The organism is Collimonas fungivorans Ter331 (genome assembly GCF_000221045.1).
Taxonomy (GTDB): Bacteria; Pseudomonadota; Gammaproteobacteria; order Burkholderiales; family Burkholderiaceae_D; genus Collimonas; species Collimonas fungivorans_A.
In genome coordinates this window covers 1,825,094-1,849,402 of record NC_015856.1, presented here as the reverse complement: position 1 = coordinate 1,849,402, position 24,309 = coordinate 1,825,094, and the positions used below count along the sequence as shown (strand labels likewise).

Genomic DNA, 24,309 nt, shown 5'->3' with positions numbered 1-24,309 from the left:
CTAGCAGCCTGTGACCCGCCGTCCAATATAGAGCAAACTCCGGCCGCGCGCAGCGATTGCGTATTAAATGAGCGCTAAATTTATGTTAAACATTGTCTCGGCAACACTATTCAGGCATGCAGTTCCTGCGACCGGTCCAGCCTGAAGTAAGCATCCAGCAAGGATGTCTTGTAGACCGCGCCCAGCAGTTCCGGGTCTTCATGGCTGCGCACTACCGGCAGCCGTTCGCCCTGGTGATCGAGGAAGGATTGCAAGGCGTCGCCCAGCGACATCTCGGGCGTCACCACATGCAGGAACTCGCGCCGTATGAAATCGGCGGCCACCTTCCCCTGCGTCTCGCTCTTCGCCAGCAGGCAGGAGGTAATGTCTTGCAAGGCCACCACGCCGCAATAACGATTGCGCTGGTCGACGATATAGATGTATTTCACCGGATATTTCAGGAACAGGCCGCTGATTTCAGCAAACGGCGCCGTCAGCGGCAGCACCGTATCGGCCGGCCGGATCAGTTCGTTCATGTGGATGCCGCGCAGGCGCACTCGTTCCTGCGCATCGCGATTGCGCTTGATCGTGATGTCGTACATGGAAGCGCCGTTGATGCTGCGCGCGATGAAATAAGCCACTACGCAGGACAGCATCAGCGGCAGCACCACCTGGTAGCTCAGCGTCATTTCGAAAATCATCAGGATCGCCATCAGCGGCGCGCTGGTGGCCGCCGCCAGGAAAGCGCCCATGCCCACCATGGCGTAGGCGAACGGCGCCGAGGTAAGGTCCGGCAGGACGATATGCAGCAGTTGGCCGAACAGGTAACCGATGGCGGCGCCGACGAACAAGGTCGGCGTAAAGATGCCGCCGACCGCGCCGGAACCGGTGGTGATGGCGGTGGCCAGCACCTTGAGCACCAGCACCAGCAAGACGCTCCACCACAGCCACGGCGTATGCAGCAGCGAATTGACCACGCTGTAGCCGTTGCCCCAGACTTCGGGCATCCAGACCGAAATCAGGCCCACCAGCAAACCGCCCAGTCCCAGCCTTAGCGGCAGCGGCAAGGCGGTCCGGGTAAACATATGCTTGGAGAACGCCAGCAAGCGCAGGAATTGCGGCGCGGCGATGCCGGCCATGATGCCCAGCAGCACAAACCACAGGATCTCGATGCCGGCCACCGGCGGGAACGGCGGCATCTCGTATGCCGGATGGTAGCCGGGCAGCTCGCGCATGGTGATGTTGGCGACCACCGACGCCACCACCACCGGCCCGAAGCTTTCCATGACGATCGCGCCCAGCACGATCTCGGTGACGAAAAAAGCGCCGGCAATCGGCGCGTTGTAAGCCGAGGTGATCCCTGCCGCCGCGCCGCATGCCACCAGCAGGCGCAGGCGGGCCGGGCTGAAGTGGGTGAAGCGGCCCACCAGCGATGCTGCCAGCGCCGCCAGCTGCACCATCGGCCCTTCGCGCCCGATCGAGCCGCCGGAGACCACGGTTGCCAGCGACGACAGGCTGCGCAGCAGACTCTGCCGCACCGGGATGTTGCCGTCGCCGATCGCCACCGCTTCCATGTAATCCGAGGTGGCGCTGGACGGCACGCGCTTCGCCAGCACCAGGATCGCCCCGGCCAGCAGGCCGCCTGCGGCCGGCAGCAGCAAGCGCATCGACCATGGCAAGCTCTTGGCCATGGCGACAAAACTGCCGCTATGGCCGGTCAGCAGCTGCTGCAAGCCGTAGATGCACTCGCGGAACAGCACCGTCGCCAGCGCGCCCAGGAAGCCGACCACTGCGGCCCACAGCAGCATCGAATGGCTTTCGGAAAAATGGAACAGGCGTTGCAGGCGGATCCGGTATCTTAAAAGCGTGCTGCGTACAGTGCTGCTTGAGGGCATGGTGTGTGGTGGCGAGCTGATGTGGTTAGGACAGTGATTGGAATAGTGACTGGAATGCTACCGCTTCAAGCGCCCGCGGGATTGTCCGGCGCCGCCATCAGTGCGTCGAAGTACGCCATATCCTTGGCAACCGCGGCCTCCGCCTTGTTTTGCATGGCCTGGTAGCGCGCCAGGATTTCATGCCCTATCGGCGTCACTTGCGCGCCGCCGCCTTTGGCGCCGCCGGTTGCAGTCGCCACCAGCGGTGACTTGAAACATTGGTTCATCGCTTCGACCAGCAGCCAGGCGCGGCGATATGACATGCCCAGCGAACGGGCCGCGGCGGAAATCGAACCGCTTTGATGGATGGCCAGCAGCAGCGCTGCCTTGCCTGGACCGAAGGCGATTGCATCGCCCTGCAATACTCTGAGCCGAACCGATTTGGAATTTGCCATATGCGCGATTGTAGCAAGGAGGCAGGCGGCAAATCAGGTATTTTGTTGGCAGATTCGCCATGCCGGCGAGATTTTGCACTGACTCCGTGTTGGAAAGCTACATTGCGAGTTGACCTGCGCTATATCCTGCCATATATTTCGATGTTGTCAGAATTTGCCACCCGCTTGCTACCTACCACCCAGGAGATACTCCATGTTGCGCCGCTGCAATTACTCGATTAAACGCCTGATTCTTGCCAGCGCCTTGCCTCTGATGTTGCTGCTATCGACATCGACTGTCCATGCGGCCGACCTGGTGGTCTCGGCAGCCGCCAGCCTGACCAATGCATTCAAGGATCTCGGCCAGGCGTTTGAAGCGCAAAACCCCGACACCAAGGTGATCCTCAACTTTGCCGCCTCCGATGTCTTGCTGCAGCAGATCATCAAAGGCGCGCCGGCCGACGTTTTCGCTTCGGCCGACCAGGAAGCCATGAACAAGGCAGAAGCCGAAAAGGCCGTGCTGGCCGCCAGCCGCAAGAATTTTGCGAACAACCAGATCGTGCTGATCGTGCCGGCCGACAGCCAGCTGCGCATACAGCAATTGCAGGACCTGGCGCAGCCGGCGGTCAAGCGCGTCGCCTACGGTAATCCTGCTTCGGTGCCGGTCGGCCGCTACACCAAGGCCGCGCTGGAACACGCCAACCTGTGGGACGTCGTTGCGGCCAAGGGCGTGCCGGCGCAAAACGTGCGCCAGAGCCTGGACTATGTGGCGCGCGGCGAAGTCGACGCCGGTTTTGTGTTCTCCACCGACGCCGCGATCATGCCGGACAAGGTCAAGGTCGCATTGCATGTGCCTTCGCAAACCGCAGTCAGCTATCCGATCGCCGTCACCAGCAACACCAGGCAGGCCGACATGGCCGCCAAGTTCGTCGCCTATGTACTGTCGCCCGCCGGCCAGGCAACGCTGGCGCGCTACGGTTTCTTGAAACCCTGATGACAGGGTGTTATCGTCAAGCTCCCCTGACAGCGATAAAGGTTAGTAGTGAATAGAAAGCAGAAGCCATGAACGGCGGTGTCTGGGTTGCCCTGCTGCTGTCGTTGAAAGTTGCAGGCTGGGCCACCCTGCTCAACATGCTGTTCGGGGTCGCTGCCGCCTATGGCTTATCGCGCTGGCGCTCGCCGGCGCGCGACCTGGTCGACGCCATCCTGACCCTGCCGCTGGTGCTGCCGCCGACCGTGCTCGGCTATTACCTGCTGGTGCTGCTGGGCCGCCGCGGCGTGTTCGGCGCCTGGCTGGAAAAATGGGGCATCCAGCTGGTATTCACCTGGCAAGGCGCAGTGATCGCCGCCACCATCGTCGCTTTCCCGCTGGTGCTCAAATCGGCCCGCGCCGCTTTCGACAATGTCGACGTGCAACTGGAAAATGCTGCCCGCGTGCTGGGCGTGTCGGAAGCCGGCGTGTTCTTCCGCGTCACCCTGCCGCTGGCTTCCAAGGGCATTGCCGCCGGCGTATTGCTGGCGTTTGCGCGCGCGCTCGGAGAGTTCGGCGCGACCCTGATGATCGCCGGCAACCTGCCAGGCCGCACCCAGACCCTGTCGGTCGCCATCTATGAAGCGGTGCAGGCCGGCGACGACCAGACCGCCAACCTGCTGGTGCTGATCACTTCGGCCACCTGCATCGTGGTGCTGCTGATCGCCGGCCGCCTGTTACCGAAAAGCCAGCAGCGCAGGCGGTCATGACGAATTTCCTATGACTATCGAAATCAACATACGCAAGCATTTGCAAGCCGATGACCGCGGCTTCAATCTCGAGATCGCGCTGCATACCGAGAGCGACCGGGTGGTGCTGTACGGCCCCTCCGGCGCCGGCAAGAGCCTGACCTTGCAGGCGATCGCCGGCTTGCTGACGCCCGATGAAGGCCTGATCCGCCTCAAGCAAAACACCCTGTTCGACAGCGCCGGCGGCATTTGCCTGCCGCCGCAGCAGCGCAAGGTCGCCTACCTGTTCCAGGACTATGCGCTGTTCCCGCATCTTACCGTGGCGCAGAACGTGGCCTTCGGCTTGCGCCGGGGCTGCTTCAACCTGCGCCGTCCGCACGACCATCCGGTGGTCAGGAAATGGCTGGCCTCGTTCGAACTGAGCGCGGCCGCCAACAGTTATCCGCACCAGCTGTCGGGCGGCCAGCGGCAACGCGTGGCTCTGGCCAGGGCGCTGGCATTGGAGCCGGATATCCTGCTGCTGGACGAACCGTTTTCGGCGCTGGACCTGAACTTGCGCGACCGCATGCGGCGCGAACTGTCCGAGCTGCAAAAACAGCTGAACGTGCCGATGATGGTGATCACCCACGACCCTGCCGACCTGGCCCTGCTGGGCGATGAAATCTTCGAGATCCGCGACGGCATGATCGCACCGCCGGCCAGGACATAAAAAAAGCGCAGCCGAAGCTGCGCTTTGATCACCGGGTTTCTTTGCTTAGAAAATGTGGCGGATGCCGACCGCAACGCCGGTCACGCTATCCTTGCCAACCAGTTCCGACAAGGCCGCATTCTTGGCCTTGTTGTAGTCGACCGTACCGTAGACCTGGGTGCGCTTGGACAAAGCATATTCCGCCACGCCGACCAGCGCGTAACGGGTGCCGTCGCCCAGGTTGCCCAAGGTGGCGACCGTGACGTTCTTGCTCTTGTCATAGTAGCCGGCAGCAGTCAGCGACCAGGCTGGAGTAGCCTGGTAAGTCGCGCCCAGGAAGTAAGCATCGTCCTTGCGCTCGACGCCGCCGATGCCGCCATTGATCGAAGCCGCACTGTTGGTGACGCCGAAATATGCCGGAGTCGTGCCGGTGCTGTCCTTGATGCGATAGTAGCCGCCGAACAGCTTGGCCGCGCCCAGCGTGTAGGACAGGCTCAGGTTGTAGGCAGTGTCTTTCCAGTCCGAATTGGTCGGGCTGACAGTTTGCTGGAAGCCGCCGCCGATGGCGAACGGGCCGGCCGTATAGGCCAGGGTGCCGCCGATCTGGCTGCCCAGCTTGACCGATCCTGCCTTCTCGCCGGCAGCATAGCTGATGCCTGCGGCGAGGCCGCCGAACGTGCCGTAGTATTTCAGCATGTTCGAATTGCGGATCAGGGTGGCGCCGGCCGGCATCCATGCATTCTGGTCGTAGTTGCCGACGGTCAGCGGATCGAAATGGTCCGCCATCAGGTCAAACAACGGAGTTTGCTGGCGGCCCAGGGTAACCGTGCCGAAAGAACCGCTCAGGCCGACGTAGGATTGACGGCTGAACAGCGTATTGGCGCTGGACATGCTGCCAGTATCGGAATTGAAACCGTTTTCCAGGCGGAAAATGGCTTTCAGGCCACCGCCCAGGTCTTCAGTACCCTTGAAGCCGATACGGCTGTTCGAGATCGCGCCATTGGTGATGACAAAGTTTTTTTGCCCGGCTGCGTTATCGCTGCTGAGATAACGGATGCTGGTGTCGACAATGCCGTAGATCGTGACATTAGTCTGGGCCATCGCGCTCCCGCTGGCCAAACCTGCTGCTACCAGCATCAAGGAATATTTTTTCATGCATCTCTCCGTAAGTTAAAACATTTTTTAGATTTTATTCGATGGCCTGGCAACGCCTGCTCCCCACGTCGCCCGCCATCGCTTTACCGCCACTGCTACTACACCACGCTGCCATTTCAGCGTTGCCGGGGATAAAGCTGAGCGGACATCATATCAGCACAACTTTCCCCAAAAACAAGTTGTTGCTAAAATCCAACTAAGTTTATTCAGATTTCAGTACACCGCGGCGTATCTGGTCGCGCTCGATGGACTCGAACAGCGCCTTGAAATTGCCTTCGCCGAAACCTTCGTCGCCTTTGCGCTGGATGAACTCGAAAAATACCGGGCCCAGCGTGGTCGCCGAGAAAATTTGCAGCAACAGCCGTTGGCCGTCCTGGTTCGAGACGCCGTCCAGCAGGATGCCGCGCATCTGCAGCTCGGCGGTCGGCTCGCCGTGGTTCGGCAGGCGCCCTTCCAGCATTTCGTAGTAGGTTGCCGGCGGCGCCGTCATGAACGGCGTGCCCATTTTCTTCAGGGCGTCCCAGGTTTGCACCAGGTTGTCAGTTTGCAAAGCGATGTGCTGAATCCCTTCGCCGTTGAACTGCATCAGGAACTCCTCGATCTGGCCCGAACCTTTGGACGACTCTTCATTCAAGGGGATGCGGATCTTGCCGTCCGGCGCACTCATCGCCTTGGAGGTCAGGCCGGTGTACTCGCCCTTGATGTCGAAATAACGGACTTCGCGGAAATTGAACAATCGCTCGTAGAACGCCGCCCAGTGGGCCATGCGGCCGCGGTACACATTGTGGGTCAGGTGGTCGATGGTTTTCAGGCCGGCGCCGACAGGGTTGCGCTCTGCGCCGTCGATGAATTCGAAATCGATGTCATAGATCGATTTGCCGGGAGTGAAACGATCGATCAGATACAGCGGCGCACCGCCGATGCCCTTGATCGCCGGCAAACGCAGTTCCATCACGCCGGTGTTGATTTCCATCGGTTCGGCGCCGCGCTCCAGCGCGCGCTGGTATGCCAGATGCGCGTCATTGACGCGGAACGCCATGCCGCAGGCGGACGGGCCATGCTCTTTGGCGAAATAATAGGCCGGGCTCTTCGGCTCGTAGTTGATGATGAAATTGATATCGCCCTGGCGATACAGGGTCACATCCTTGGAGCGGTGACGCGCCACCTTGGAGAAACCCATGGCTTCGAATGCCGGCTCCAACACGTTCGGGATGGGCGAGGCGAACTCGACAAATTCAAAGCCGCACAGGCCCATGGGGTTTTCAAACAGATCGGACATGATGTACTCCTGCAAATAAAGTCTGGTGGACTGGGTCTAAACGGATCAGCTGCGGGTAGCGGCAGATTCCGAGGTTTCTGGCGTAATCAGTTGTTGCAAGGCGATTTCAAAAGCGACTTTGGCGATGCCGGTACGGCTGGCCGAACGGCCGTGGCATTTTTCCAGCGCCGCGGCCACGGTGGCCGAAACGTCGCCGAAGATCGCTTCGTCGGAAATCTCCACCTCGCTTTGCATCAGGAACGCAAAGGCGCGCGCCATGCCGCAGTTGGCGACGAAATCCGGGATCACGGCGACCTTGGTGTCGGCGTATTCATAGATCGGGCCGTAGAAAATATCGTTGTCGGCAAACGGTACGTTGGCACCGCTGGCGACCACTTCCAGGCCGTGGGCGACCATCTGGTCCACCTGTTCCTGCCGCACCAGGCGCGAGCCGGCGCAAGGCAGGAAGATGTCCGCGCCGACGCTCCAGATCGCCGCATTGCAGGCATCGAACGACAGCATGCCGTCGGCGATCAGCTGGTTGCCCTGCTTATTCAGGAACAGTGCATGCACCTCTTCGTGGCTGTAACCCTCGGCTTTCACCAGGCCGCCGTTACGGTCGATGATGCCGACCACGCGCGCGCCGGCCTTGGACAGGTAATACGCCGCGGTCGAACCGACATTGCCCCAGCCCTGCACGATCACGCGCTTGCCTGCCACGTTGCCGCCATACAAGCGGTAGTAATGCAATACGGATTCGGCCACGCCCCAGCCGGTGATCAGGTCAGCCACCAGGTATTTGCGGCTGGCGGCCGGCGTATAACGCGCATCCTCCACCACCTTGGCCACGCCCATGCGCAACTGCCCGACTTTCTGGATGCGGGCGCTGTCGCTAGGCTGGAAATGGCCGTTGACTATGCCTTCCTGCGGATGCCACAGGCCGTAGCTCTCGGTCATCGGAATCACTTCATGCACTTCGTCGACATTCAGGTCGCCGCCGGTGCCATAATAGGTTTTCAGCAAAGGCGTCACCGCCTTGTACCAGCGCCGCAATACGCCGTCCTTGCGCGGATCGGCAGGATCGAAATCGATGCCCGACTTGGCGCCGCCTATGGCCGGGCCGGAGACGGTGAACTTGACTTCCATGGTCTTCGCCAGCGATTCCACTTCGCGCCGGTCCAGGCCGCTGCGCATGCGGGTGCCGCCGCCGGCCGCGCCGCCGCGCAGCGAGTTGATGACGATCCAGCCGCGCGCCGGGGTTTCCGCGTCATGCCATTCAAAGACAATTTCCGGCGCCCTGCTTTCGAACGCATTCAATAAAGCCTTCATGTTTCTCCTGTCTGAGTTTTCTGCGCTGCTGACCGGTCAGCCCAGCAACAGCTTGTCGTCATCGATTTTTTCGCCGCGCGTGGTTTCGAACATGCGCAGCAGGTCCGGCACGTCCATGCCCTTGCGCTGCTCGCCATGCACGTCCAGGATCACCTTGCCTTCGTGCAGCATCACGGTGCGCGTGCCGTAGTCGAGCGCCTGGCGCATGCTGTGGGTCACCATCATTGCCGTCAGTTTTCCGGATTCGACGATCTTGGCCGTCAGGCTCAGGATGAAGGCCGCGGTTTTCGGATCGAGCGCGGCGGTATGTTCATCCAGCAGCAGGATGCGCGACGGCTGCAGCGAAGCCATCAGCAAGCTGACCGCCTGGCGCTGGCCGCCGGACAGCAGGCCCATGCGGTCGGACAGGCGGTTTTCCAGGCCCAGGCCGAGGATGCTGAGCTTTTCGCGGAACAGCGCGCGCAGGTTGCGGTTCAGGGAGAAACGCAGGCCGCGCGGGCTGCCGCGCTTCCAGGCCAGCGCCATGTTTTCTTCAATCGTCAGGCTCTCGCAGGTGCCTGCCATCGGATCCTGGAATACGCGCGCCACCAGGTCGGCGCGCTGCCAGCTGGAACGGCGGGTGGCGTCGGTGCCGTCGATGGTGATGCTGCCGCTGTCGACCATCAGGTCGCCGCAGACTGCATTCAGCATGGTCGATTTGCCGGCGCCGTTGGAGCCGATCACAGTGACAAACTGGCCAGAAGGAATTTCCAGCGACAGGCCGCGCAAGACCTTGTTTTCGATCGGCGTATCGGGATTGAAAGTGACTTCCAGGTTATCGAGTTTCAACATCAGTTTTCCCCTTTGCGCGGCGCCAGGCCAGTGTTGATGCTGGCGGAAGGCTTGGGTTTTCCACTACCGCGCATGCGCTTGTAACTGCGCTTGAAATTAGGAATCAGCAGCGCCAGGCCGACCAGCAGGGCCGTGACCAGATTCAAATCCTGCGCCTTGAGACCGATGAAATCCATGTCCAGCGCCAGCGCAATGAAGAAGCGGTACAGCACCGCGCCGAAAATACAGGCCGCCGTAGTCACCACCAGGCTGCGCGCCGGCAGCACGGTTTCACCGATGATCACCGCTGCCAGGCCGATCACGATGGTGCCGATGCCCATCGAAATGTCGGCGCCGCCTTGGGTCTGCACGAACAACGCGCCCGCCAGCGCTACCAACGCATTGGAAATCGCCAGGCCCCATACCGTCTGGCGGCTGGTGGAAATGCCCTGGGCGCGCGCCATGCGCGCATTGGCGCCGGTGGCGCGCATCGACAGACCGGTTTCCGACGCGAAAAAAGCATCCAGCAGGAGCTTGGCGATCAGCACGATCACCAGCATCACCAGCGGCTGCACCCAGTAGTCCGGCAGGTCGCCGATGCTGGTCATGCTGAACACCGTCGGCTCGCTGATCAGCGCCACGTTGGGTTTGCCCATGATGCGCAGGTTGACCGAATACAGCGCGATCATCACCAGGATGCTGGCCAACAATTGCATGATCTTCAGGTAGACATTCAGGCAGGCTGTCACGCAGCCCGCCAGTCCGCCGGCCAGCAGTGCGATGAAAGTGGCGAGGAAAGGATTCCAGCCGGAGACGATCAAGGTGGCGGCCACTGCGCCGCCGAGGGGAAAACTGCCGTCGACCGTCAGGTCGGGAAAATTGACGACACGGAAAGACAAGAACACGCCAAGCGCGACCAGGCCAAAAATCAGGCCGATCTCAATGGCGCCTAGCGAAGCGATGAGCGACATAAACTTCCTTCAATAAGCTCGGGACCGCCCTGCCGGCAAGGCGGCAGGCGGTTCACCAACAAAACAGAATCACCAGCGATGCAGCAAGCGGATGGCAGCGCCATCCGCGCGCATCTTATTGCTCGACCACCTTGGCCGACTTGACCAGGTCAGCCGGCAAGGTCAGGCCCTGTTTCAGCGCAGCTTTAGGATTGACGTAGAGTTCGAATGTCGTGCTGGTTTGCGAAGCGATCTTGCCGGCGGCTTCGCCCTTCAGGATGCGCACCACGATCTTGCCGGCCTGGCGGCCGAGGTCGTAGTAGTTGAGGCCGATGGCGGCAGCCGCGCCGCGTTTTACCGCGTCGGTGTCGGCGGCTACTACAGGCAGCTTGGCTTGTTCCGCCACCTTGACGATGCCTTCGAAGGCCGACATGACGTTGTTGTCGGTAGGTGCGTAGATGACGTCGACCTTGCCCACCAGGCTTTGCGCGGCGCTAGGCACATCGATGGTGCGGGCAGCGGCGCCTTCGACCAGGGTCAGGTCGGTGCCGGCCAGCAGCTTCTTGAGCGACTCGACGATGGATACCGAATTCGCTTCGCCCGGGCTGTAGATCACGCCGATGCGCTTGGCTTTCGGCGCCACCTTGCGGATCAGTTCGATCTGCTTGTCCAGCGGCGACATGTCGGACACGCCGGTGACATTGGTGCCGGATGCATCCCAGCTCTTGACCAGCTTGGCCGCGACCGGATCGGTCACCGCGGCGTATACGATAGGCACGGTCTTGGTGGCTGCCACCAGCGCCTGGGCCGACGGGGTGGCGATCGCGACCGCGACATCCGGCTGGCTGCCGGCGTACTTGCGGGCGATCTGCGACGCCGTGGCGTTGTTGCCTTGCGCGCTTTGGTATTCGAACTTCAGATTCTTGCCGACTTCATAACCGGCCGCCTTCAACTCGTCCTTGACGCCGTCGCGCACAGCGTCGAGCGCCGGATGTTCAACGATGGCCGTCACCACTACCGTTTTATCGGCAGCGTAGGCAGCGGAAGCGGATACGCCCGCCAGGCTAAGCAAGACTACGGATGCAATGGCGGAACGCAAGAAAGGAAATTTCATGACTTTGTCTCCAAATGAGTCAGTTTGGTTGCCGGAAATCGGCTTCTTTATTATATTGCAACAGGAACATGTTTCATGATGCTCCGCTGCTGCGCCATATGTTATTTTGAAAAAAGTATAGCTTTTAACGCTAAAAATTGGCTTGCGACTTGAGGCCGATGTTTACCCGGTTATGAAATATAATTTCGCAGAAAATCCGCAAATCGAGAATAAATTGCACAAAATAGACATCGATCAAATCGACCGTAAAATGTTGACTTTTCTGCAGCAGAACGGCCGCGTGTCCAACCTGGAGCTGGCGCAGGCGGTCAATCTGTCGGCCCCGCAGTGCCACCGGCGCCATCGGCGGCTGGAAGAAGCGGGGTTTATCGTACGCTATGAAACCCGCCTGAATCCAGCCAGCCTGGGCCTGTTCGTGATCGCCTTCGTCCACGTCTCGATGGAAAAAGGACATATCAACGACTTGTCCGGCTTCAAGAACGCCATCAACGAATGGCCGCAGATCCTGGAATGTTACTCGGTAACCGGCGATTTTGATTATGTGCTCAAGGTCACCGCGCACGATTTGAAAGAGCTGTCGGATTTTCTGATGGAAAAGCTGATGCGCATGCGCGGCGTCAGCGGTGTGCGCTCCAGCGTCTGCCTGGACGAAATCAAGTCGACCAACATGCTGCCCTTGCCTCCCGCATGAACCGGCTGTTCGAATAAAAAAGGCCGCATCCTTGTGGGATGCGGCCTTATGGGCCACCGGCGAGATAACACCTGCAGCTTGCCGGCTAACCGGCATTCAATACACTTTTAATCCGGCAAATCAGGCAACCTTGGCTTCGAAGAACTGTTCATCTTCGGTCGAGCCGTGCAAGGCGGTAGTCGAGGACTGGCCTTGCTGGATCGCCTGGGTCACTGCATCGAAATAACCGGTGCCGACTTCGCGCTGGTGCTTGACCGCGGTGAAACCCTTGTCGGCGGCAGCAAATTCGGCTTCCTGCAGTTCGACGAATGCGGACATCTGGTTGCGGGCATAACCGTGCGCCAGGTTGAACATCGAGTAGTTCAATGCATGGAAACCGGCCAGCGTGATGAACTGGAACTTGTAGCCCATGGCGCCCAGTTCTTTCTGGAACTTGGCGATGGTGGCGTCGTCCAGGTTCTTTTTCCAGTTGAACGATGGCGAACAGTTATACGCCAGCATCTTGCCCGGGAACTTGGCATGCACCGCTTCCGCGAATTTCTTGGCGAAAGCCAGGTCCGGCTTGCCGGTTTCGCACCACACCAGGTCAGCGTACGGCGAATAAGCCAGTGCGCGCGAGATAGCCTGTTCGATGCCTGGGCGGGTCTTGTAGAAACCTTCGACGGTGCGTTCGCCGGTCAGGAACGGCTTGTCGTTCTCGTCGACGTCGGAAGTCAGCAGGTCGGCCGCTTCGGCATCGGTGCGGGCGATCACCAGGGTCGAAGTGCCGGAAACGTCAGCCGCCAGGCGCGCAGCGTTCAGCTTTTCAACTGCTTCGCGGCTTGGCACCAGCACCTTGCCGCCCATGTGGCCGCATTTCTTGACCGAAGCCAGCTGGTCTTCGAAGTGGACGCCGGCAGCGCCGGCATCGATCATCGACTTCATCAGTTCATAGGCGTTCAGCACGCCGCCGAAACCGGCTTCCGCATCCGCCACGATAGGCGCGAAAAAGTCGATATCGTTTTTGCCTTCCGACCATTGGATCTGGTCGGCGCGCTGGAAAGTATTGTTGATGCGCTTGACCACCAGCGGCACCGAGTTGGCCGGATACAGCGACTGGTCGGGATACATTTCACCGGCCAGGTTGGCGTCGCCGGCGACTTGCCAGCCCGACAGGTAGATCGCTTTCAGGCCTGCCTTGACTTGCTGCATCGCCTGGTTGCCGGTCAGTGCGCCGAGGGAGTTGACGAATGGCTCTTCGTGCAGCAACTTCCACAGTTTGTCGGCACCGCGTTTTGCCAGCGTGTGTTCGATCTGGACCGAACCGCGCAGACGCACCACGTCTTCTGCAGAATAATTGCGGGTAACGCCCTTCCAGCGTGGATTCTCGGCCCAGTCCTTGGCCAGTGCTGCAACTTGCTGTTCACGTGTAGTCATCGTCGTTCTCCTGTTAAAAACAAAAAGTGAAATCAAATCCGATGACTAAATAGTAGGCCTATCTGTGCGAGGCAACAATGTCTTATATAAGACATATAAGTATTTTTATTTTCTTTAAATTCAATAACTTAACTTTCATTTTTTGCGATATGAAATAAAATCCCTGAGAGTGAAATATGAAAATGGTGCTTCGCATTTCAATATTTCACATTATGAAACGCATGTCATATCCTGAAATATGCAAAAAAAAACGGGGAGCAAGCTCCCCGCGAATTTCCCGTCTATCCCCTGCTTCAGAACGATTTTGTCAGCGCCAGGTAGAAAGCGCGGCGCTGGCCGAACTGCGGCGCGCCGACGCCGATGCCCGAGCCGTCGCGGATTTCATAGACCTTGTCGAACAGGTTGATCACGCTCAGGCGCGTGGTGAACTTGCCGATCGGGCTGTCGTTGAAGGTATGGCTGGCGCCCAGGTTGACTTCGGTATACGCCGGCAAATGCTCGGTATTGGCGAAACCGCTGCGCAAGCCGCTGCCGAACAATGCATCCGCGGTCAGCGTCGTGCCCTGCCACAGATAGGAAACCCCGGTCGAAGCAGTAATGCTTTGATCGTGATCCAGGTGCACCCAGTTGCTGGAGATGTAGTTCAGTTCATCCTGGCCGAAGTTGTACTGGCTCGACACGATGTTTTTCCCGAGCGCGGTAGAGCGCGCCAGGTTCAGGTAGGCCGACAGGTTGTCCTTGTGGTAGTTCACGGTCAGCTCCAGGCCGTACACCTTGCCCTGCGCATAGTTGAACGGCGTGTACAGCAAGGCCGAACCGAACTGCCCTTCGTCCAGCATGTTCTTGACTTTCTTGTAGTAGCCGTCCAGCCCCACCGTCACATGCTGGGTCAGCTGGTGGTTGACGCCCAGGTCGTAATAATCCGAGCTCTCGGCCTGCACCGGGTCGTTCTGGTTGTTGGCCGGGGCGTTGGTGGTGCCGTTGAAGCTGGTGATGGTGTTGGAGCCAATCAGTTCGCTGGCGGGCGGCGTGAAGTACCTGGCATAACCGGCATGGAAGGTAGTCCGCGGCGTCATCTGGTACACCACGCCGATACGCGGACTGAACTGGCTGGCGCTGACATAGGCATTCACCCAGTCGGCGCGGGCGCCGTAATTCAAGGTGACTGTATCGCTCAGTTTCCATTCGTCCTGCAGATAGATGCCGGTCTGGTTGGTGGTCTTCTGGCTGCTGTCGGCCAGCGAGATCGGCTGCGTCGACAGCTGCGCACCGCTGTCGTCCGCAGGGAAAGTCAGCGAGTTGTCGCTGTTCTTCAAGTTCTCGCGGGTGTAGTTGATGCCGGCGCGCAACGTATGGCTGGCGTTCAGGCGATAACTGCCGTCAGCCTGCAGGCCGTTCGCCAGGCCGGTGCGCAACACGCGCGATGCGACGCCGGTATACAACAGGTCGCCGGTCTGGTCCGGCTCGAACAGCACTTTCGAATAACGGCTGAATGCCGCCACCTGGTAATCGATGTCGGAGCCGATTTTACCTTGCAGGGCAAGGATGCCGTAGCGGTTGGTTTCATGCTGCCGTTCGTTGAGGTCGGCCGACGGCAAATCGGTCACGCCGTCCAGCTGGAAACCCGGGGTCTGGCCGGCGCTGTTCGGTATCTGGAAACGGCCGTCCGAATTGCCGAGGATCAGGCTGACGCGCGTATCGGCATCGAGCAGGTAAGAGAAATAGCCGAAGGCCTTGTTTTGCAAAGTGCGGTCGTGCAAGGCGCTGGATGCGCCGGTAGGGTTTTCGATGCCCAGGTTGTTGGCTTCGAAGGAACCGTTGATGTAGTAGCTGAAGGAATCGGTGCTGCCGCTCACATCGCCGCTGACCTGGCGCGTATTGTTGCTGCCGATCTGCACGCCGATATTGCCACCGTTCTGCAGCTCGCCGTTCTTGGTATGGATATCGACCACGCCCGCGGTGCGGTAACCGTATTGCGCCGGCAAGGCGCCGGTGAGGACGCTGACGCTGTCGACAAAGCGAGTGTCCAGGGTCTGGCCAAAGCCGGAAATGCTTTCCGGCAGGATGATGCCGTTCAGGCGGTATTGCAGGTTGGCGTGGTCGCCGCGCACGTGCAGCTGGCCGAAGGAATCCTGGGCCACCCCGGGCGCGCGCAGCAAGACTTCATTGAACGCTGTGTCCTCGCCTTGCGGCATGGCGGCGATTTCCTTGCGGCCGATGCGATAGATGCTGCTGCCGGTTTCTACCTGGATGCCGTTCCTGGCGCGGTCCAGGCGATCGGCGGTGACCACCACTGCATTGCTGGCCGTGACCGTGCCGGCCCGGCTCGCTTGCAAGGTGATATCGGTAGTCGCGCCGGCTTCGTCGGCCACTGTCACCGTACCGTTCTCCGACTGGAAGGAAGGCTTGCCGACGCTGATCGCATAGCTGCCGGGCGCGATGTCGCTAAAGACAAAGTGTCCCTGCTGGTCGCTGCGGGTGCTGCCGACGGCGTTGCCGCTTGCATCTTTCAAGGCGACCGTGGCGTCAGACAAGGGATGGCCGAGCGCATCATGGATGGCGCCGCTGATCTGTTTGGCGGCGGATTGCGCATAAGCGGCAGGAACGGCAAAACCGTAAGCGAGCGCAATCAGGGCGCTTAGTTGTAGTGGACGCAACAAGCGTGTGTTCATTCTCAAAACTCCAGTAAGGGGGAAACATCCCCACGAATAACCGACTCCTCGTTTCCGGGCGGGCAAACGCGAACCGGAAAAGGCGCAGCCTCAGGGCTGCCTTAGGTCAGAACCAATAGGGAAAAACAAGGAAGGTCAAACGACCGGGGCTGGAGGAGCTTGAGAATGCGGAGTGAGGTAATGCTTCTGCGCCGGGATAAAGACGTACACCAGTTCGACAGCCGTACGGTAGGCGAATACCAGCACCGGCGTCAGCACCGGCACCGGGCTGGATGGGACAGGAGAAGGGAAATCGGCAGCCAGGTCGCAGCTGACGCAATCGGATGAGATTTCGGCCAGGCTGTGGTGATGGAAGGCCATCCCGACCAGTTGCAGCACCAGGATAGCCAGCGCCAGCCATAACGCGAACTGCTGCAGGCGCAGCTTGAACCGGCGCCTGGCGTGGAAATGCGGTTCGACGATCAGCCGCATGCGGCACCCGTGCAGTTGCCAGGCAGGCCGGCATCAGGCACAGGCGCACCGGTCGCGCGTGCAAAGCACGGCGTTGACATGGTGAAACTGGTTTGCTGACGATGCATGCGATTCGGCCTGGTGATGTCTTTGGTGAAAAATCAAAGAGCTGAAACAGCGAGTGTAATCGGGAACCGGCATCGCTTGCAAGCCAATTGCAACACAGTTGCATGGATCAAGCCACATGTTGTTCATCAGGCAAACCGAGAAACCAACGCAACGATGGCCGCACCGCTTCCCTGTCCGATGCGCGGATAAAATTCCGCTTACAATCGATTGCCTTGGTTTGGGCTTGCGCCAAAGCGGCGGCAAGCTCGATCAACCCCACCAGCAATAAACAACAATAAACAGCAAACGAACAGGAGAATGCATGTCCAACCGTGAAGAAACCGTGGCGCAATGGCAGGCCGAAGATAGCGCCGTGCGCGCCAGGCTGGCAGCCCCGGGCGTCGCCTCGCTGGAACAGCTGAAGCAATACAGCGGCGTTGAATTTTTACAAGCCATCCTGAGAGGTGAATTGCCGATTCCGCCGATTGCACAAACACTGGACTTCAACCTGATCGAAGCCGAACCCGGCCGCGTGGTGTTCCAGGGGACGCCTGCCATGCAGCATTACAACCCGATCGGCAGCGTGCATGGCGGCTACTTTTGCACCTTGCTGGATTCGGCGCTGGGATGCGCGGTGCAGTCGGCGCTGCCCAAAGGCAGCGGCTACACCACACTGGAATTGAAGGTCAACCTGATCCGTGCGCTCACGGATAAAACCGGACCGGTGCGCGCCATAGGCAAAGTGATCCAGGTCGGCGGCAGGGTCGGCGTGGCGGAAGCCAATATCGTGGACGTCGAAGGCAAGATCTATGCGCATGCGACCACTACCTGCCTGGTGTTTCCCCTGCCCTGAGAATGATCGCGAAGTAGCGGCTAGCCTGGCCGAGCGCTGTCGTCGGCTGGCGTTTCCGCCGCCAGTTTCGCCAGCTTGATGTATTCGATGTTCAAGGTAATCGCTTCGCTATAGCGCAGCACAAAATAATTGCCGTCGACGCCATAGAAGCGCGCCAGGTCCTGCTCCACCGTGGCGTCGTTCTCCTTGTCGGCGACCAGCGGACGACGCATCACCTGCTGCAGGATGAGCCGGTCGAGGACACCGTCGACGTCAAAAACATAATCCGTCAGGAGACCGGTAAACAGTACCGCCTGGCCAGCCACGTCGACGATCGCCGATACCGCGATCAGATCCGGCGGCCTGCCTTCTTCAGAATCGGCGCCGGTCAGCAGGTAGTACCACGGCGCCTGGTTAAAGCGCAGCCAGGGGGAAAAACGGCCGGTCCCGTCTAACCGGAAGCGGATGATGAGCAGCCGGAATACAGTCGGCACCAGCCAGGCTCCACCATACAAGCTCAGGAAGTAGAAACCGATCCAGTAAAATTCCAAGGCGATCCCATTAATCGCCCTGGACTGGCTGGCTGGATCAGAAGACAGCAGCTCCAGCAACAGCAGCGGCTGCAATACGCGTCCAAACAAGACTGCAGACAGCAGCAGCCACACGGAGTGGAAAATGCAGTCCCACAACACCGCCTCGGTGACAATCTGACCGAATGGGGAATAATCAAAGGAAACGCGCTCTGCGCGTTTGAAACGGGAGCGGGCGATAAAACCGGGGAGCAACAGCAGGAAGATAATGAAAGCAGGCAGCGCTACATTCATCAATACGCTCAGGCAGCGATGGGAACGACGGTAATCCGGTAGCGGACCGTGCCCTCTTGCTCAGAATGCAAGCTGATCACATTGTCAGGCGGGACAGCGGTGGACAACGACGACCTCGAGTTCTTGCTGGCAAGATACGCGCGCAACTGCTGCGCAGCCTGCGGGTCAGCAAGAATTTTTTTGGCCAATTCGCTCTGAGGTGCTTTCATAGTTTCTTTACTATGCCATAAAAAAACATCGTTTGCATGTTCTCATCACAATATCTTCCCTCGTCAATAAGCGGCTTAACTACGAGATTGTTATATGCAAATAACAAGATATAACTTTGGTGTATATAGGGTCGCTGATAAAATGGCAAGCCTGACTGAACCTGTGAAGCAAACCTGTGATCCGCATCGAGCACCTGCATAAAACCTACCCGCTGGAACGCAATGCCAAAACCGCCGGCACGCCCGTCGCCGCATTGTCCGACATCAACCTGCACATCAAAAAGGGTGAAATCTTCGGCATCATCGGCCGCTCCGGCGCCGGCAAAAGCACCCTGATCCGCACCCTCAACATGCTGGAACGCCCGTCCAGCGGGAAAGTCCTGATCGAGGGCGAAGACATCACCGCGCTCGACAACAGCGGCCTGCACCGGCTGCGCCAGCGCATCGGCATGATTTTCCAGCACTTCAACCTGCTGGGCGCCAAGACCGTGGCCGCCAACATCGACTGGCCGCTGAAGATCACCGGCAAATACACGCCGCAGGAACGCGCGGCCCGGGTCAGCGAACTGCTGGACCTGGTGGGGCTAGGCGAGCACCGCGACAAATATCCGGCGCAACTGTCCGGCGGCCAGAAACAGCGGGTCGGCATCGCCCGTGCGCTGGCCAATACCCCGCACCTGCTGTTATGCGACGAAGCCACTTCCGCGCTTGATCCGGAGACCACACAAGCGATCCTGCGCCTGCTGCTCGACATCAACCGCAAGCTGGGCCTGACGATCGTACTGATCACGCACGAGATGCAGGTGATCCGCAACATCTGCGACCGCGTTGCGGTGATCGAGGCCGGCCGCATCGTCGAAAGCGGCGAGGTAGCCGAAGTATTCCTCCATCCACAGCATGCGGTAACCCAAAGCATGGTCGCCGAAAGCACGCCGTTTTCTGCAGAGACGGCATTGCTGCCAGCGACGGGCGCCAGCCAGCTGCGCGGGCTGCTGGTGCGCCTGACCTATGTCGGCGACATCACCTACCAGCCGATCCTGAGCAGCATCGCCGCCGCCACGCCGGCGCTGATCACCATCCTGCAAGGCACCATCGCCCGCATCAAGGACACGCCCTACGGCCAGCTGCTGGTGGAACTGCGCGGCGAACCGGCCGATGTAGCGCAAGTCTTCACCACGCTGGACCAGCACAACATTCGTCATGAGGTGCTCGCATAATGGATTTCTCACTCATCGACTGGGGCGACATCTGGCAAGCCACCTGGGAAACCCTGGCCATGACCGGTTTTTCCCTGCTGTTCACGATACTGCTCGGGCTGCCGCTCGGCATCCTGCTGTTCATCACCGGCAAACGCCAGCTGCTGGAACAGCGCGGCATCTACCGGGCGCTGTCGCTGGTCGTCAACGTGCTGCGCTCGGTGCCGTTCCTGATCCTGCTGATCGTGATGATCCCAGTCACGGTGATCCTGGTCGGCACCTCGCTCGGCGTGCAGGGCGCGATTCCGCCGCTGGTGCTGGGCACCGCGCCGTTCTTCGCGCGCCTGGTGGAAAACGTGCTGCGCGAAATCGACCGCGGCGTGGTGGAAGCCTGCCAGGCCATGGGCGCCAACAAGCGCCAGATCATCTTCGGCGCGCTGCTGCCGGAAGCCCTGCCCGGCCTGATCGCCGCCACTACCGTCACCGCGATTGCCCTGATGTCCTACGCCGCCATGTCCGGCGTGATCGGCGGCGGCGGCCTGGGCGACCTGGCGATCCGCTTCGGCTACCAGCGCTTCCAGACCGAAGTCATGGTCACCACCGTTGCTGTACTGGTAGTGCTGGTGCAGGCGCTGCAGTTTTCCGGCGACCGGCTGGTGCAGCATTTCACGCGCAAGTAATTTTTCTGTTTTTTTTAAAATCAAAAAAAGGGAGTTTATATGTCACGCAAATTTTCACTGTCTCTGGGACTGGCTGCGGCCGTGTTCTCGACCTTCAGCCTGATCGCCGCTGCCCCTGCGCAAGCCGCCGACAAGCTGGTGATCGCCGCTACGCCGGTGCCGCATGCGGAAATCCTCGACTTCGTCAAACCGATCCTGGCCAAGGAAGGCGTCGACCTGCAGGTCAAGGTGTTCACCGACTATATCCAGCCGGCAGTGCAGACCAACGAGAAACGGGTCGACGGCAACTTCTTCCTGCACCAGCCTTACCTGAATGAATTCAAGAAGAGCCACAAGAACGATATCGAAGTCGTGATCACCAAGGTCCACGTCGAGCCGTTCGCCGGTTATTCGACCAAGTACAAGAAACTGGCCGACTTGCCGGACGGCGCCACGGTCGCCATCCCCAACGACCCGTCCAATTCCGGCCGCGCCTTGCTGCTGCTGTCGCGCCAGGGCCTGCTGAAGCTGAAGGATCCTGGCAATATCTCGGCGACCCAAAAGGACATCATCGAGAATCCCAAACACCTGAAGTTCAAGGAACTGGAAGCAGCTACCCTGCCGCGCGTGCTGAACCAGGTCGACCTGGCCCTGATCAACACCAACTATGCGATTGAAGCCAAGCTCAATCCAGTCAAGGATTCGCTGTTCATCGAAGATGCCAATTCACCTTACGCCAACCTGCTGGGTGGCCCGTCCGGACAACAAGGACAGCGCCGCCATCAAGAAACTGGCTGTAGCATTGAACTCGCCGGAAGTGAAGAAATTCATTGAAGAAAAATACAAAGGCGCAGTGGTGCCGGCATTCTGATCGCCCTGACCACAGTCAGACAGCAATAACAAAAGAAGCCTCCGCGATTTGCGGGGGCTTTTTGGTTTACACTGGCTCTTTTGCAGTTAATGAACTCCCCAACACCTTAGAGGCACATCATGGAAGAAAAAGTGGAAACCAATGCATCCCAGCGCGACGCCTTCCTGGAAGAGAAAGCGTTCAAGTCACGCACCGTACTGCTGTTCGGCCAAATCAACGACACCGTAGCGCGCGATACCGTGCGCCAATTGATCGCCCTCTCCGGCGAATCCAAGGCGCCGATCAATTTCCTGGTCTGTTCGCCGGGCGGCCACGTGGAATCGGGCGATGTGATCCATGACGTGATCCGCTTCATCGATGCGCCGGTCAACATGATAGGCAGCGGCTGGGTCGGCAGCGCCGCCGTCAACGTGTTCCTGTCGGTGCCCAAGGAACGCCGCTTCTGCCTGCAGAACACGCGCTTCCTGATCCATCAGCCAAGCGGCGGCGTCGGCGGCCAGGCCTCCGACATTGCCATCCAGGCGCGCGAGATCATCCGCGTGCGCGAACGGATAGGCGCCTTGATCGCCAAGGAAACCGGGCAGGACCCGAAAAAAGTCATGGTCGATATCGACCGCGATTTCTGGATGTCGGCGCCGGAAGCGATAGAGTACGGCCTGGTGTCCAAATCCATCGTTAGCGCCAAGGAAGTTTCCTGAGCCGGCGTTGCGACCAACCGCAACAGCATAAAAAAAGGGGGCGAGTAATACTCGCCCCCTTTTTTTCATTCAGCCTTACGCTGCCTTGCGTTCCTGCTCTACCGTCTCACGCAAGCGCTTGGCCGCCAGCACCATGTTCTCCAGCGCTTCGTAAGTCTCAGGCCAGCCGCGGGTTTTCAGGCCGCAATCCGGATTGACCCACAGGCGCGCATCGGGAATCACGCCGCGCGCCTTGCGCAGCAAGCGTTCCATTTCGTCGACTTGCGGCACGCGCGGCGAGTGGATGTCGTAGACGCCCGGGCCGATATCGTTGGGATAGGCGAACTGGCCGAAACCGTCCAGCAGCTCCATGTCCGAACGCGAAGTCTCGATCGTGATGACGTCGGCGTCCATCGCGGCGATCCACGGCAGGATGTCGTTGAATTCCGAATAGCACATGTGGGTGTGGATCTGGGTTTCGTCGCCGACGCCGGCCGCGCTGATCTTGAATGCGCGCACCGCCCAGTCCAGGTAATGCGGCCAGTCGCGCGATTTCAGCGGCAAGCCTTCGCGGAACGCCGGTTCGTCGATCTGGATCATGCCGATGTTGGCCTTTTCCAGGTCGCACACTTCGTCGCGCAGGGCCAAGGCGATTTGCAGCGCCGTGGTTTCGCGCGGCTGGTCGTCGCGCACGAAGGACCATTGCAGCATGGTCACCGGGCCGGTCAGCATGCCCTTCATCGGCTTCGAGGTAAGAGTCTGGGCAAACTGGCTCCAGCCGACGGTCATCGCTTCCGGACGGTAGACGTCGCCATAAATGATCGGTGGCTTGACGCAGCGCGAACCGTAGCTTTGCACCCAGCCGTTGGCGGTGAAGGCGTAGCCCCACAGCTGTTCGCCGAAATACTCCACCATGTCGTTGCGCTCCGGCTCGCCGTGCACCAGCACGTCAAGGCCGAGCTGTTCCTGCTTCTCCACCACGACGCGGATTTCTTCGCGCATCTTGTCCAGGTAATCCAGGTGGCCGATCTCGCCGCGCTTGTAGGCGGCGCGCGCCTGGCGGATTTCGGCGGTCTGCGGGAACGACCCGATAGTGGTGGTCGGGAAAGCCGGCAACTGCCATTTCGCTTGCTGCTTGGCGATGCGCGCGGCAAAACCGGCGGAACGCTCGGCATCGGCCGCGGTCACTGCCGCCAGGCGCTTTTGCACCAGCGGATTGTGGATCCGGCTCGAGCTGCGGCGGCTGGCCTGGGCAGCGCGCGAAGCCACGAACTGTGCTTCGACTTCCGCCGTGTTGCCGTTCAAGGCTTGCTTGAGGGCGACGATTTCGGCCAGCTTCTGGGTGGCGAACGCCAGCCAGCTTTTCAATTCTTCATCAAGCTTGGGCTCGTTGGCGAGATCGACCGGCACATGCAGCAGCGAGCAGCTGGAAGCCACCCACAGGCGATCGCCGAGTTGCGCCTGCAGTGGCTTGAGCTTGGTCAGCACCTGGTCGAGGTCGGTGCGCCACAGGTTGCGGCCATCGACCACGCCCAGCGACAGCACCTTGTCTTGCGGCCAGCCGGCAGCGATCTGCTCCAGCTGTCCGGCGCCGCGCACCAGGTCCAGGTGGACGCCGGCCACCGGCAGCGAACGCAGCAGTTCAGCATGTTCGCTGACTTCGCCGAAATAAGTCGTCAGCAGCAAGGCTGGCGCGGCATCACCCAACTGCGCATAGACCGGGGCAAAAGCGTTGCGCCAGGCGGCGTCCAGCTCCAGCGCCAGGATAGGCTCGTCGATCTGCACCGATTCGATGCCGGCGGCGTGCAGGCGCTGCAGCAGTTGCTGGTAGCCGGCCACCACTTTAGGCAGCAGGTCCAGCTTGTGGGCTATGCCCGATTTGATCTTGCCTTGATAAAGCAACGTCAGCGGGCCGACCAGCGCCACTTTGACCTTGTGGCCGAGCGCGCGCGCTTCGGCAATCTCGTCGTGCAGCCAGTCGACGCCGCCGTCGAACTGCACATCGGCGGTCCATTCCGGCACCAGGTAGTGATAGTTGGTGTCGAACCATTTGGTCATTTCCATCGCGAAGTGCTGCTTGCTGCCGCGCGCCAGGGTGAAATAATCGGCCAGGGTCAGCTGTTTCGGCGCGAAGCCGAAGCGGCTTGGAATCGCGCCCAGCAAGGCCAGCGTGCCCAGCACCTGGTCGTACCAGGCAAAATCGCCGACGGTGACGAAATCCAGGCCGGCATCGGCCTGCGCCTGCCAGTGGCGGGCGCGCAGCGTGGCACCGGTGGCGCGCAAAGCGGCTTCATCGGAAGCGCCCTTCCAGAACGACTCCTGGGCGAATTTCAGTTCGCGGTGAGCGCCAATGCGCGGAAACCCTAATACGTGTGCCAATGCCATCTTTATCTC

At 60.2% G+C, this 24,309-nt stretch carries 22 protein-coding genes and 1 pseudogene; 9 read left to right on the top strand and 14 right to left on the bottom strand.

Annotated features, from left to right (window positions below; translation table 11 throughout):
* Nucleotides 1-110: 110 nt before the first annotated feature.
* Together CFU_RS08100 and CFU_RS08095 are read right to left on the bottom strand one after the other, a co-directional pair.
* Complete coding sequence (locus CFU_RS08100) at nucleotides 111-1,874, bottom strand: ClcB-like voltage-gated chloride channel protein (protein ID WP_014005552.1); 1,764 nt, start codon at nucleotides 1,872-1,874, stop codon at nucleotides 111-113.
* A 65-nt stretch (nucleotides 1,875-1,939) separates the two neighbouring features.
* Nucleotides 1,940-2,308: a winged helix-turn-helix domain-containing protein gene (locus CFU_RS08095; RefSeq protein ID WP_014005551.1), complete on the bottom strand. Its 369-nt coding sequence runs from the start codon at nucleotides 2,306-2,308 to the stop codon at nucleotides 1,940-1,942.
* 193 nt (nucleotides 2,309-2,501) lie between these two features.
* On the opposite strand from CFU_RS08095, the gene modA reads away from it, so the two are divergent.
* The 3 genes from modA to CFU_RS08080 all read left to right on the top strand — a co-directional run bounded on the left by modA (nucleotide 2,502) and on the right by CFU_RS08080 (nucleotide 4,715).
* A complete protein-coding gene (gene modA / locus CFU_RS08090) occupies nucleotides 2,502-3,281 on the top strand; it encodes a molybdate ABC transporter substrate-binding protein (RefSeq protein ID WP_041741532.1) in 780 nt (259 codons plus the stop codon).
* A gap of 68 nt (nucleotides 3,282-3,349) precedes the next feature.
* Nucleotides 3,350-4,027: a molybdate ABC transporter permease subunit gene (modB, locus tag CFU_RS08085; protein ID WP_014005549.1), complete on the top strand. Its 678-nt coding sequence runs from the start codon at nucleotides 3,350-3,352 to the stop codon at nucleotides 4,025-4,027.
* A 10-nt stretch (nucleotides 4,028-4,037) separates the two neighbouring features.
* Nucleotides 4,038-4,715 (top strand): ATP-binding cassette domain-containing protein, encoded by a 678-nt coding sequence (locus CFU_RS08080; RefSeq protein WP_014005548.1) that lies wholly within the window; start codon nucleotides 4,038-4,040, stop codon nucleotides 4,713-4,715.
* A gap of 45 nt (nucleotides 4,716-4,760) precedes the next feature.
* Here the strand turns inward: CFU_RS08080 and CFU_RS08075 are convergent, their stop codons facing one another.
* The 6 genes from CFU_RS08075 to CFU_RS08050 all read right to left on the bottom strand — a co-directional run bounded on the left by CFU_RS08075 (nucleotide 4,761) and on the right by CFU_RS08050 (nucleotide 11,310).
* Nucleotides 4,761-5,849 (bottom strand): porin, encoded by a 1,089-nt coding sequence (locus tag CFU_RS08075; RefSeq protein WP_014005547.1) that lies wholly within the window; start codon nucleotides 5,847-5,849, stop codon nucleotides 4,761-4,763.
* Between the two features lie 202 nt (nucleotides 5,850-6,051).
* On the bottom strand, nucleotides 6,052-7,128 hold the full coding sequence (gene hppD, locus CFU_RS08070) for a 4-hydroxyphenylpyruvate dioxygenase (protein WP_041741530.1): 1,077 nt from the start codon (nucleotides 7,126-7,128) through the stop codon (nucleotides 6,052-6,054).
* Between the two features lie 45 nt (nucleotides 7,129-7,173).
* On the bottom strand, nucleotides 7,174-8,436 hold the full coding sequence (locus CFU_RS08065) for a Glu/Leu/Phe/Val dehydrogenase dimerization domain-containing protein (RefSeq protein WP_014005545.1): 1,263 nt from the start codon (nucleotides 8,434-8,436) through the stop codon (nucleotides 7,174-7,176).
* A gap of 36 nt (nucleotides 8,437-8,472) precedes the next feature.
* Complete coding sequence (locus tag CFU_RS08060) at nucleotides 8,473-9,267, bottom strand: ABC transporter ATP-binding protein (RefSeq protein ID WP_014005544.1); 795 nt, start codon at nucleotides 9,265-9,267, stop codon at nucleotides 8,473-8,475.
* Nucleotides 9,267-10,217 carry an ABC transporter permease gene (locus tag CFU_RS08055; RefSeq protein WP_014005543.1) on the bottom strand — a complete coding sequence of 317 codons (951 nt, stop codon included), beginning with the start codon at nucleotides 10,215-10,217 and terminating at the stop codon, nucleotides 9,267-9,269. The genes CFU_RS08060 and CFU_RS08055 overlap by 1 nt, the downstream gene beginning before the upstream one ends.
* A 115-nt stretch (nucleotides 10,218-10,332) precedes the next feature.
* Complete coding sequence (locus CFU_RS08050; RefSeq protein WP_014005542.1) at nucleotides 10,333-11,310, bottom strand: ABC transporter substrate-binding protein; 978 nt, start codon at nucleotides 11,308-11,310, stop codon at nucleotides 10,333-10,335.
* Nucleotides 11,311-11,524: 214 nt separating this feature from the next.
* Here CFU_RS08050 and CFU_RS08045 point away from each other — a divergent pair, with 214 nt between their 5' ends.
* The gene (locus CFU_RS08045) at nucleotides 11,525-12,001 is read left to right on the top strand and encodes an Lrp/AsnC family transcriptional regulator (protein ID WP_041743134.1); all 477 of its coding nucleotides are present in this window, start codon (nucleotides 11,525-11,527) and stop codon (nucleotides 11,999-12,001) included.
* 120 nt (nucleotides 12,002-12,121) lie between these two features.
* On the opposite strand, the gene aceA is transcribed toward CFU_RS08045, so the two are convergent.
* The 3 genes from aceA to CFU_RS08030 form a co-directional block, all read right to left on the bottom strand.
* Nucleotides 12,122-13,417: an isocitrate lyase gene (gene aceA, locus CFU_RS08040; RefSeq protein WP_014005539.1), complete on the bottom strand. Its 1,296-nt coding sequence runs from the start codon at nucleotides 13,415-13,417 to the stop codon at nucleotides 12,122-12,124.
* A 293-nt stretch (nucleotides 13,418-13,710) separates the two neighbouring features.
* Entirely contained in the window at nucleotides 13,711-16,089 is a 2,379-nt protein-coding gene (locus CFU_RS08035; RefSeq protein WP_081466432.1) for a TonB-dependent receptor, read from the bottom strand.
* Between the two features lie 135 nt (nucleotides 16,090-16,224).
* Nucleotides 16,225-16,560 carry a hypothetical protein gene (locus CFU_RS08030; protein WP_014005537.1) on the bottom strand — a complete coding sequence of 112 codons (336 nt, stop codon included), beginning with the start codon at nucleotides 16,558-16,560 and terminating at the stop codon, nucleotides 16,225-16,227.
* Nucleotides 16,561-16,969: 409 nt separating this feature from the next.
* On the opposite strand from CFU_RS08030, the gene CFU_RS08025 reads away from it, so the two are divergent.
* A complete protein-coding gene (locus CFU_RS08025; protein ID WP_014005535.1) occupies nucleotides 16,970-17,500 on the top strand; it encodes a PaaI family thioesterase in 531 nt (176 codons plus the stop codon).
* 20 nt (nucleotides 17,501-17,520) lie between these two features.
* Here the strand turns inward: CFU_RS08025 and CFU_RS08020 are convergent, their stop codons facing one another.
* Both CFU_RS08020 and CFU_RS08015 read right to left on the bottom strand, forming a co-directional pair.
* On the bottom strand, nucleotides 17,521-18,303 hold the full coding sequence (locus CFU_RS08020; RefSeq protein WP_041741528.1) for a hypothetical protein: 783 nt from the start codon (nucleotides 18,301-18,303) through the stop codon (nucleotides 17,521-17,523).
* 8 nt (nucleotides 18,304-18,311) lie between these two features.
* Nucleotides 18,312-18,512, bottom strand: a complete 201-nt coding sequence (locus CFU_RS08015) for a hypothetical protein (RefSeq protein ID WP_041741523.1) — start codon at nucleotides 18,510-18,512, stop codon at nucleotides 18,312-18,314.
* A gap of 176 nt (nucleotides 18,513-18,688) precedes the next feature.
* On the opposite strand from CFU_RS08015, the gene CFU_RS08010 reads away from it, so the two are divergent.
* From CFU_RS08010 to CFU_RS07995, 4 genes and pseudogenes are all read left to right on the top strand, one after another.
* On the top strand, nucleotides 18,689-19,729 hold the full coding sequence (locus CFU_RS08010; protein ID WP_014005533.1) for a methionine ABC transporter ATP-binding protein: 1,041 nt from the start codon (nucleotides 18,689-18,691) through the stop codon (nucleotides 19,727-19,729).
* Nucleotides 19,729-20,388 (top strand): methionine ABC transporter permease, encoded by a 660-nt coding sequence (locus CFU_RS08005; protein WP_014005532.1) that lies wholly within the window; start codon nucleotides 19,729-19,731, stop codon nucleotides 20,386-20,388. Before CFU_RS08010 ends, CFU_RS08005 begins: the two co-directional genes overlap by 1 nt.
* Before the next feature lie 39 nt (nucleotides 20,389-20,427).
* Nucleotides 20,428-21,238 (top strand): annotated as a pseudogene (locus tag CFU_RS08000) (MetQ/NlpA family ABC transporter substrate-binding protein).
* A 119-nt stretch (nucleotides 21,239-21,357) separates the two neighbouring features.
* Entirely contained in the window at nucleotides 21,358-21,936 is a 579-nt protein-coding gene (locus CFU_RS07995; RefSeq protein WP_014005530.1) for an ATP-dependent Clp protease proteolytic subunit, read from the top strand.
* 75 nt (nucleotides 21,937-22,011) lie between these two features.
* Here CFU_RS07995 and metE read toward each other — a convergent pair whose 3' ends face one another.
* Nucleotides 22,012-24,300 carry a 5-methyltetrahydropteroyltriglutamate--homocysteine S-methyltransferase gene (metE, locus tag CFU_RS07990; RefSeq protein WP_041741522.1) on the bottom strand — a complete coding sequence of 763 codons (2,289 nt, stop codon included), beginning with the start codon at nucleotides 24,298-24,300 and terminating at the stop codon, nucleotides 22,012-22,014.
* Between the last annotated feature and the right edge of the window lie 9 nt (nucleotides 24,301-24,309).

Coding starts and splice junctions, on each gene's coding strand:
- CFU_RS08100 (WP_014005552.1), bottom strand. CDS start 1,874: ATGCCCTCAAGCAGCACTGTACGCAGCACGCTTTTAAGATACCGGATC.
- CFU_RS08095 (WP_014005551.1), bottom strand. CDS start 2,308: ATGGCAAATTCCAAATCGGTTCGGCTCAGAGTATTGCAGGGCGATGCA.
- modA (WP_041741532.1), top strand. CDS start 2,502: ATGTTGCGCCGCTGCAATTACTCGATTAAACGCCTGATTCTTGCCAGC.
- modB (WP_014005549.1), top strand. CDS start 3,350: ATGAACGGCGGTGTCTGGGTTGCCCTGCTGCTGTCGTTGAAAGTTGCA.
- CFU_RS08080 (WP_014005548.1), top strand. CDS start 4,038: ATGACTATCGAAATCAACATACGCAAGCATTTGCAAGCCGATGACCGC.
- CFU_RS08075 (WP_014005547.1), bottom strand. CDS start 5,849: ATGAAAAAATATTCCTTGATGCTGGTAGCAGCAGGTTTGGCCAGCGGG.
- hppD (WP_041741530.1), bottom strand. CDS start 7,128: ATGTCCGATCTGTTTGAAAACCCCATGGGCCTGTGCGGCTTTGAATTT.
- CFU_RS08065 (WP_014005545.1), bottom strand. CDS start 8,436: ATGAAGGCTTTATTGAATGCGTTCGAAAGCAGGGCGCCGGAAATTGTC.
- CFU_RS08060 (WP_014005544.1), bottom strand. CDS start 9,267: ATGTTGAAACTCGATAACCTGGAAGTCACTTTCAATCCCGATACGCCG.
- CFU_RS08055 (WP_014005543.1), bottom strand. CDS start 10,217: ATGTCGCTCATCGCTTCGCTAGGCGCCATTGAGATCGGCCTGATTTTT.
- CFU_RS08050 (WP_014005542.1), bottom strand. CDS start 11,310: ATGAAATTTCCTTTCTTGCGTTCCGCCATTGCATCCGTAGTCTTGCTT.
- aceA (WP_014005539.1), bottom strand. CDS start 13,417: ATGACTACACGTGAACAGCAAGTTGCAGCACTGGCCAAGGACTGGGCC.
- CFU_RS08035 (WP_081466432.1), bottom strand. CDS start 16,089: ATGAACACACGCTTGTTGCGTCCACTACAACTAAGCGCCCTGATTGCG.
- CFU_RS08030 (WP_014005537.1), bottom strand. CDS start 16,560: ATGCGGCTGATCGTCGAACCGCATTTCCACGCCAGGCGCCGGTTCAAG.
- CFU_RS08025 (WP_014005535.1), top strand. CDS start 16,970: ATGTCCAACCGTGAAGAAACCGTGGCGCAATGGCAGGCCGAAGATAGC.
- CFU_RS08020 (WP_041741528.1), bottom strand. CDS start 18,303: ATGAATGTAGCGCTGCCTGCTTTCATTATCTTCCTGCTGTTGCTCCCC.
- CFU_RS08015 (WP_041741523.1), bottom strand. CDS start 18,512: ATGAAAGCACCTCAGAGCGAATTGGCCAAAAAAATTCTTGCTGACCCG.
- CFU_RS08005 (WP_014005532.1), top strand. CDS start 19,729: ATGGATTTCTCACTCATCGACTGGGGCGACATCTGGCAAGCCACCTGG.
- CFU_RS07995 (WP_014005530.1), top strand. CDS start 21,358: ATGGAAGAAAAAGTGGAAACCAATGCATCCCAGCGCGACGCCTTCCTG.
- metE (WP_041741522.1), bottom strand. CDS start 24,300: ATGGCATTGGCACACGTATTAGGGTTTCCGCGCATTGGCGCTCACCGC.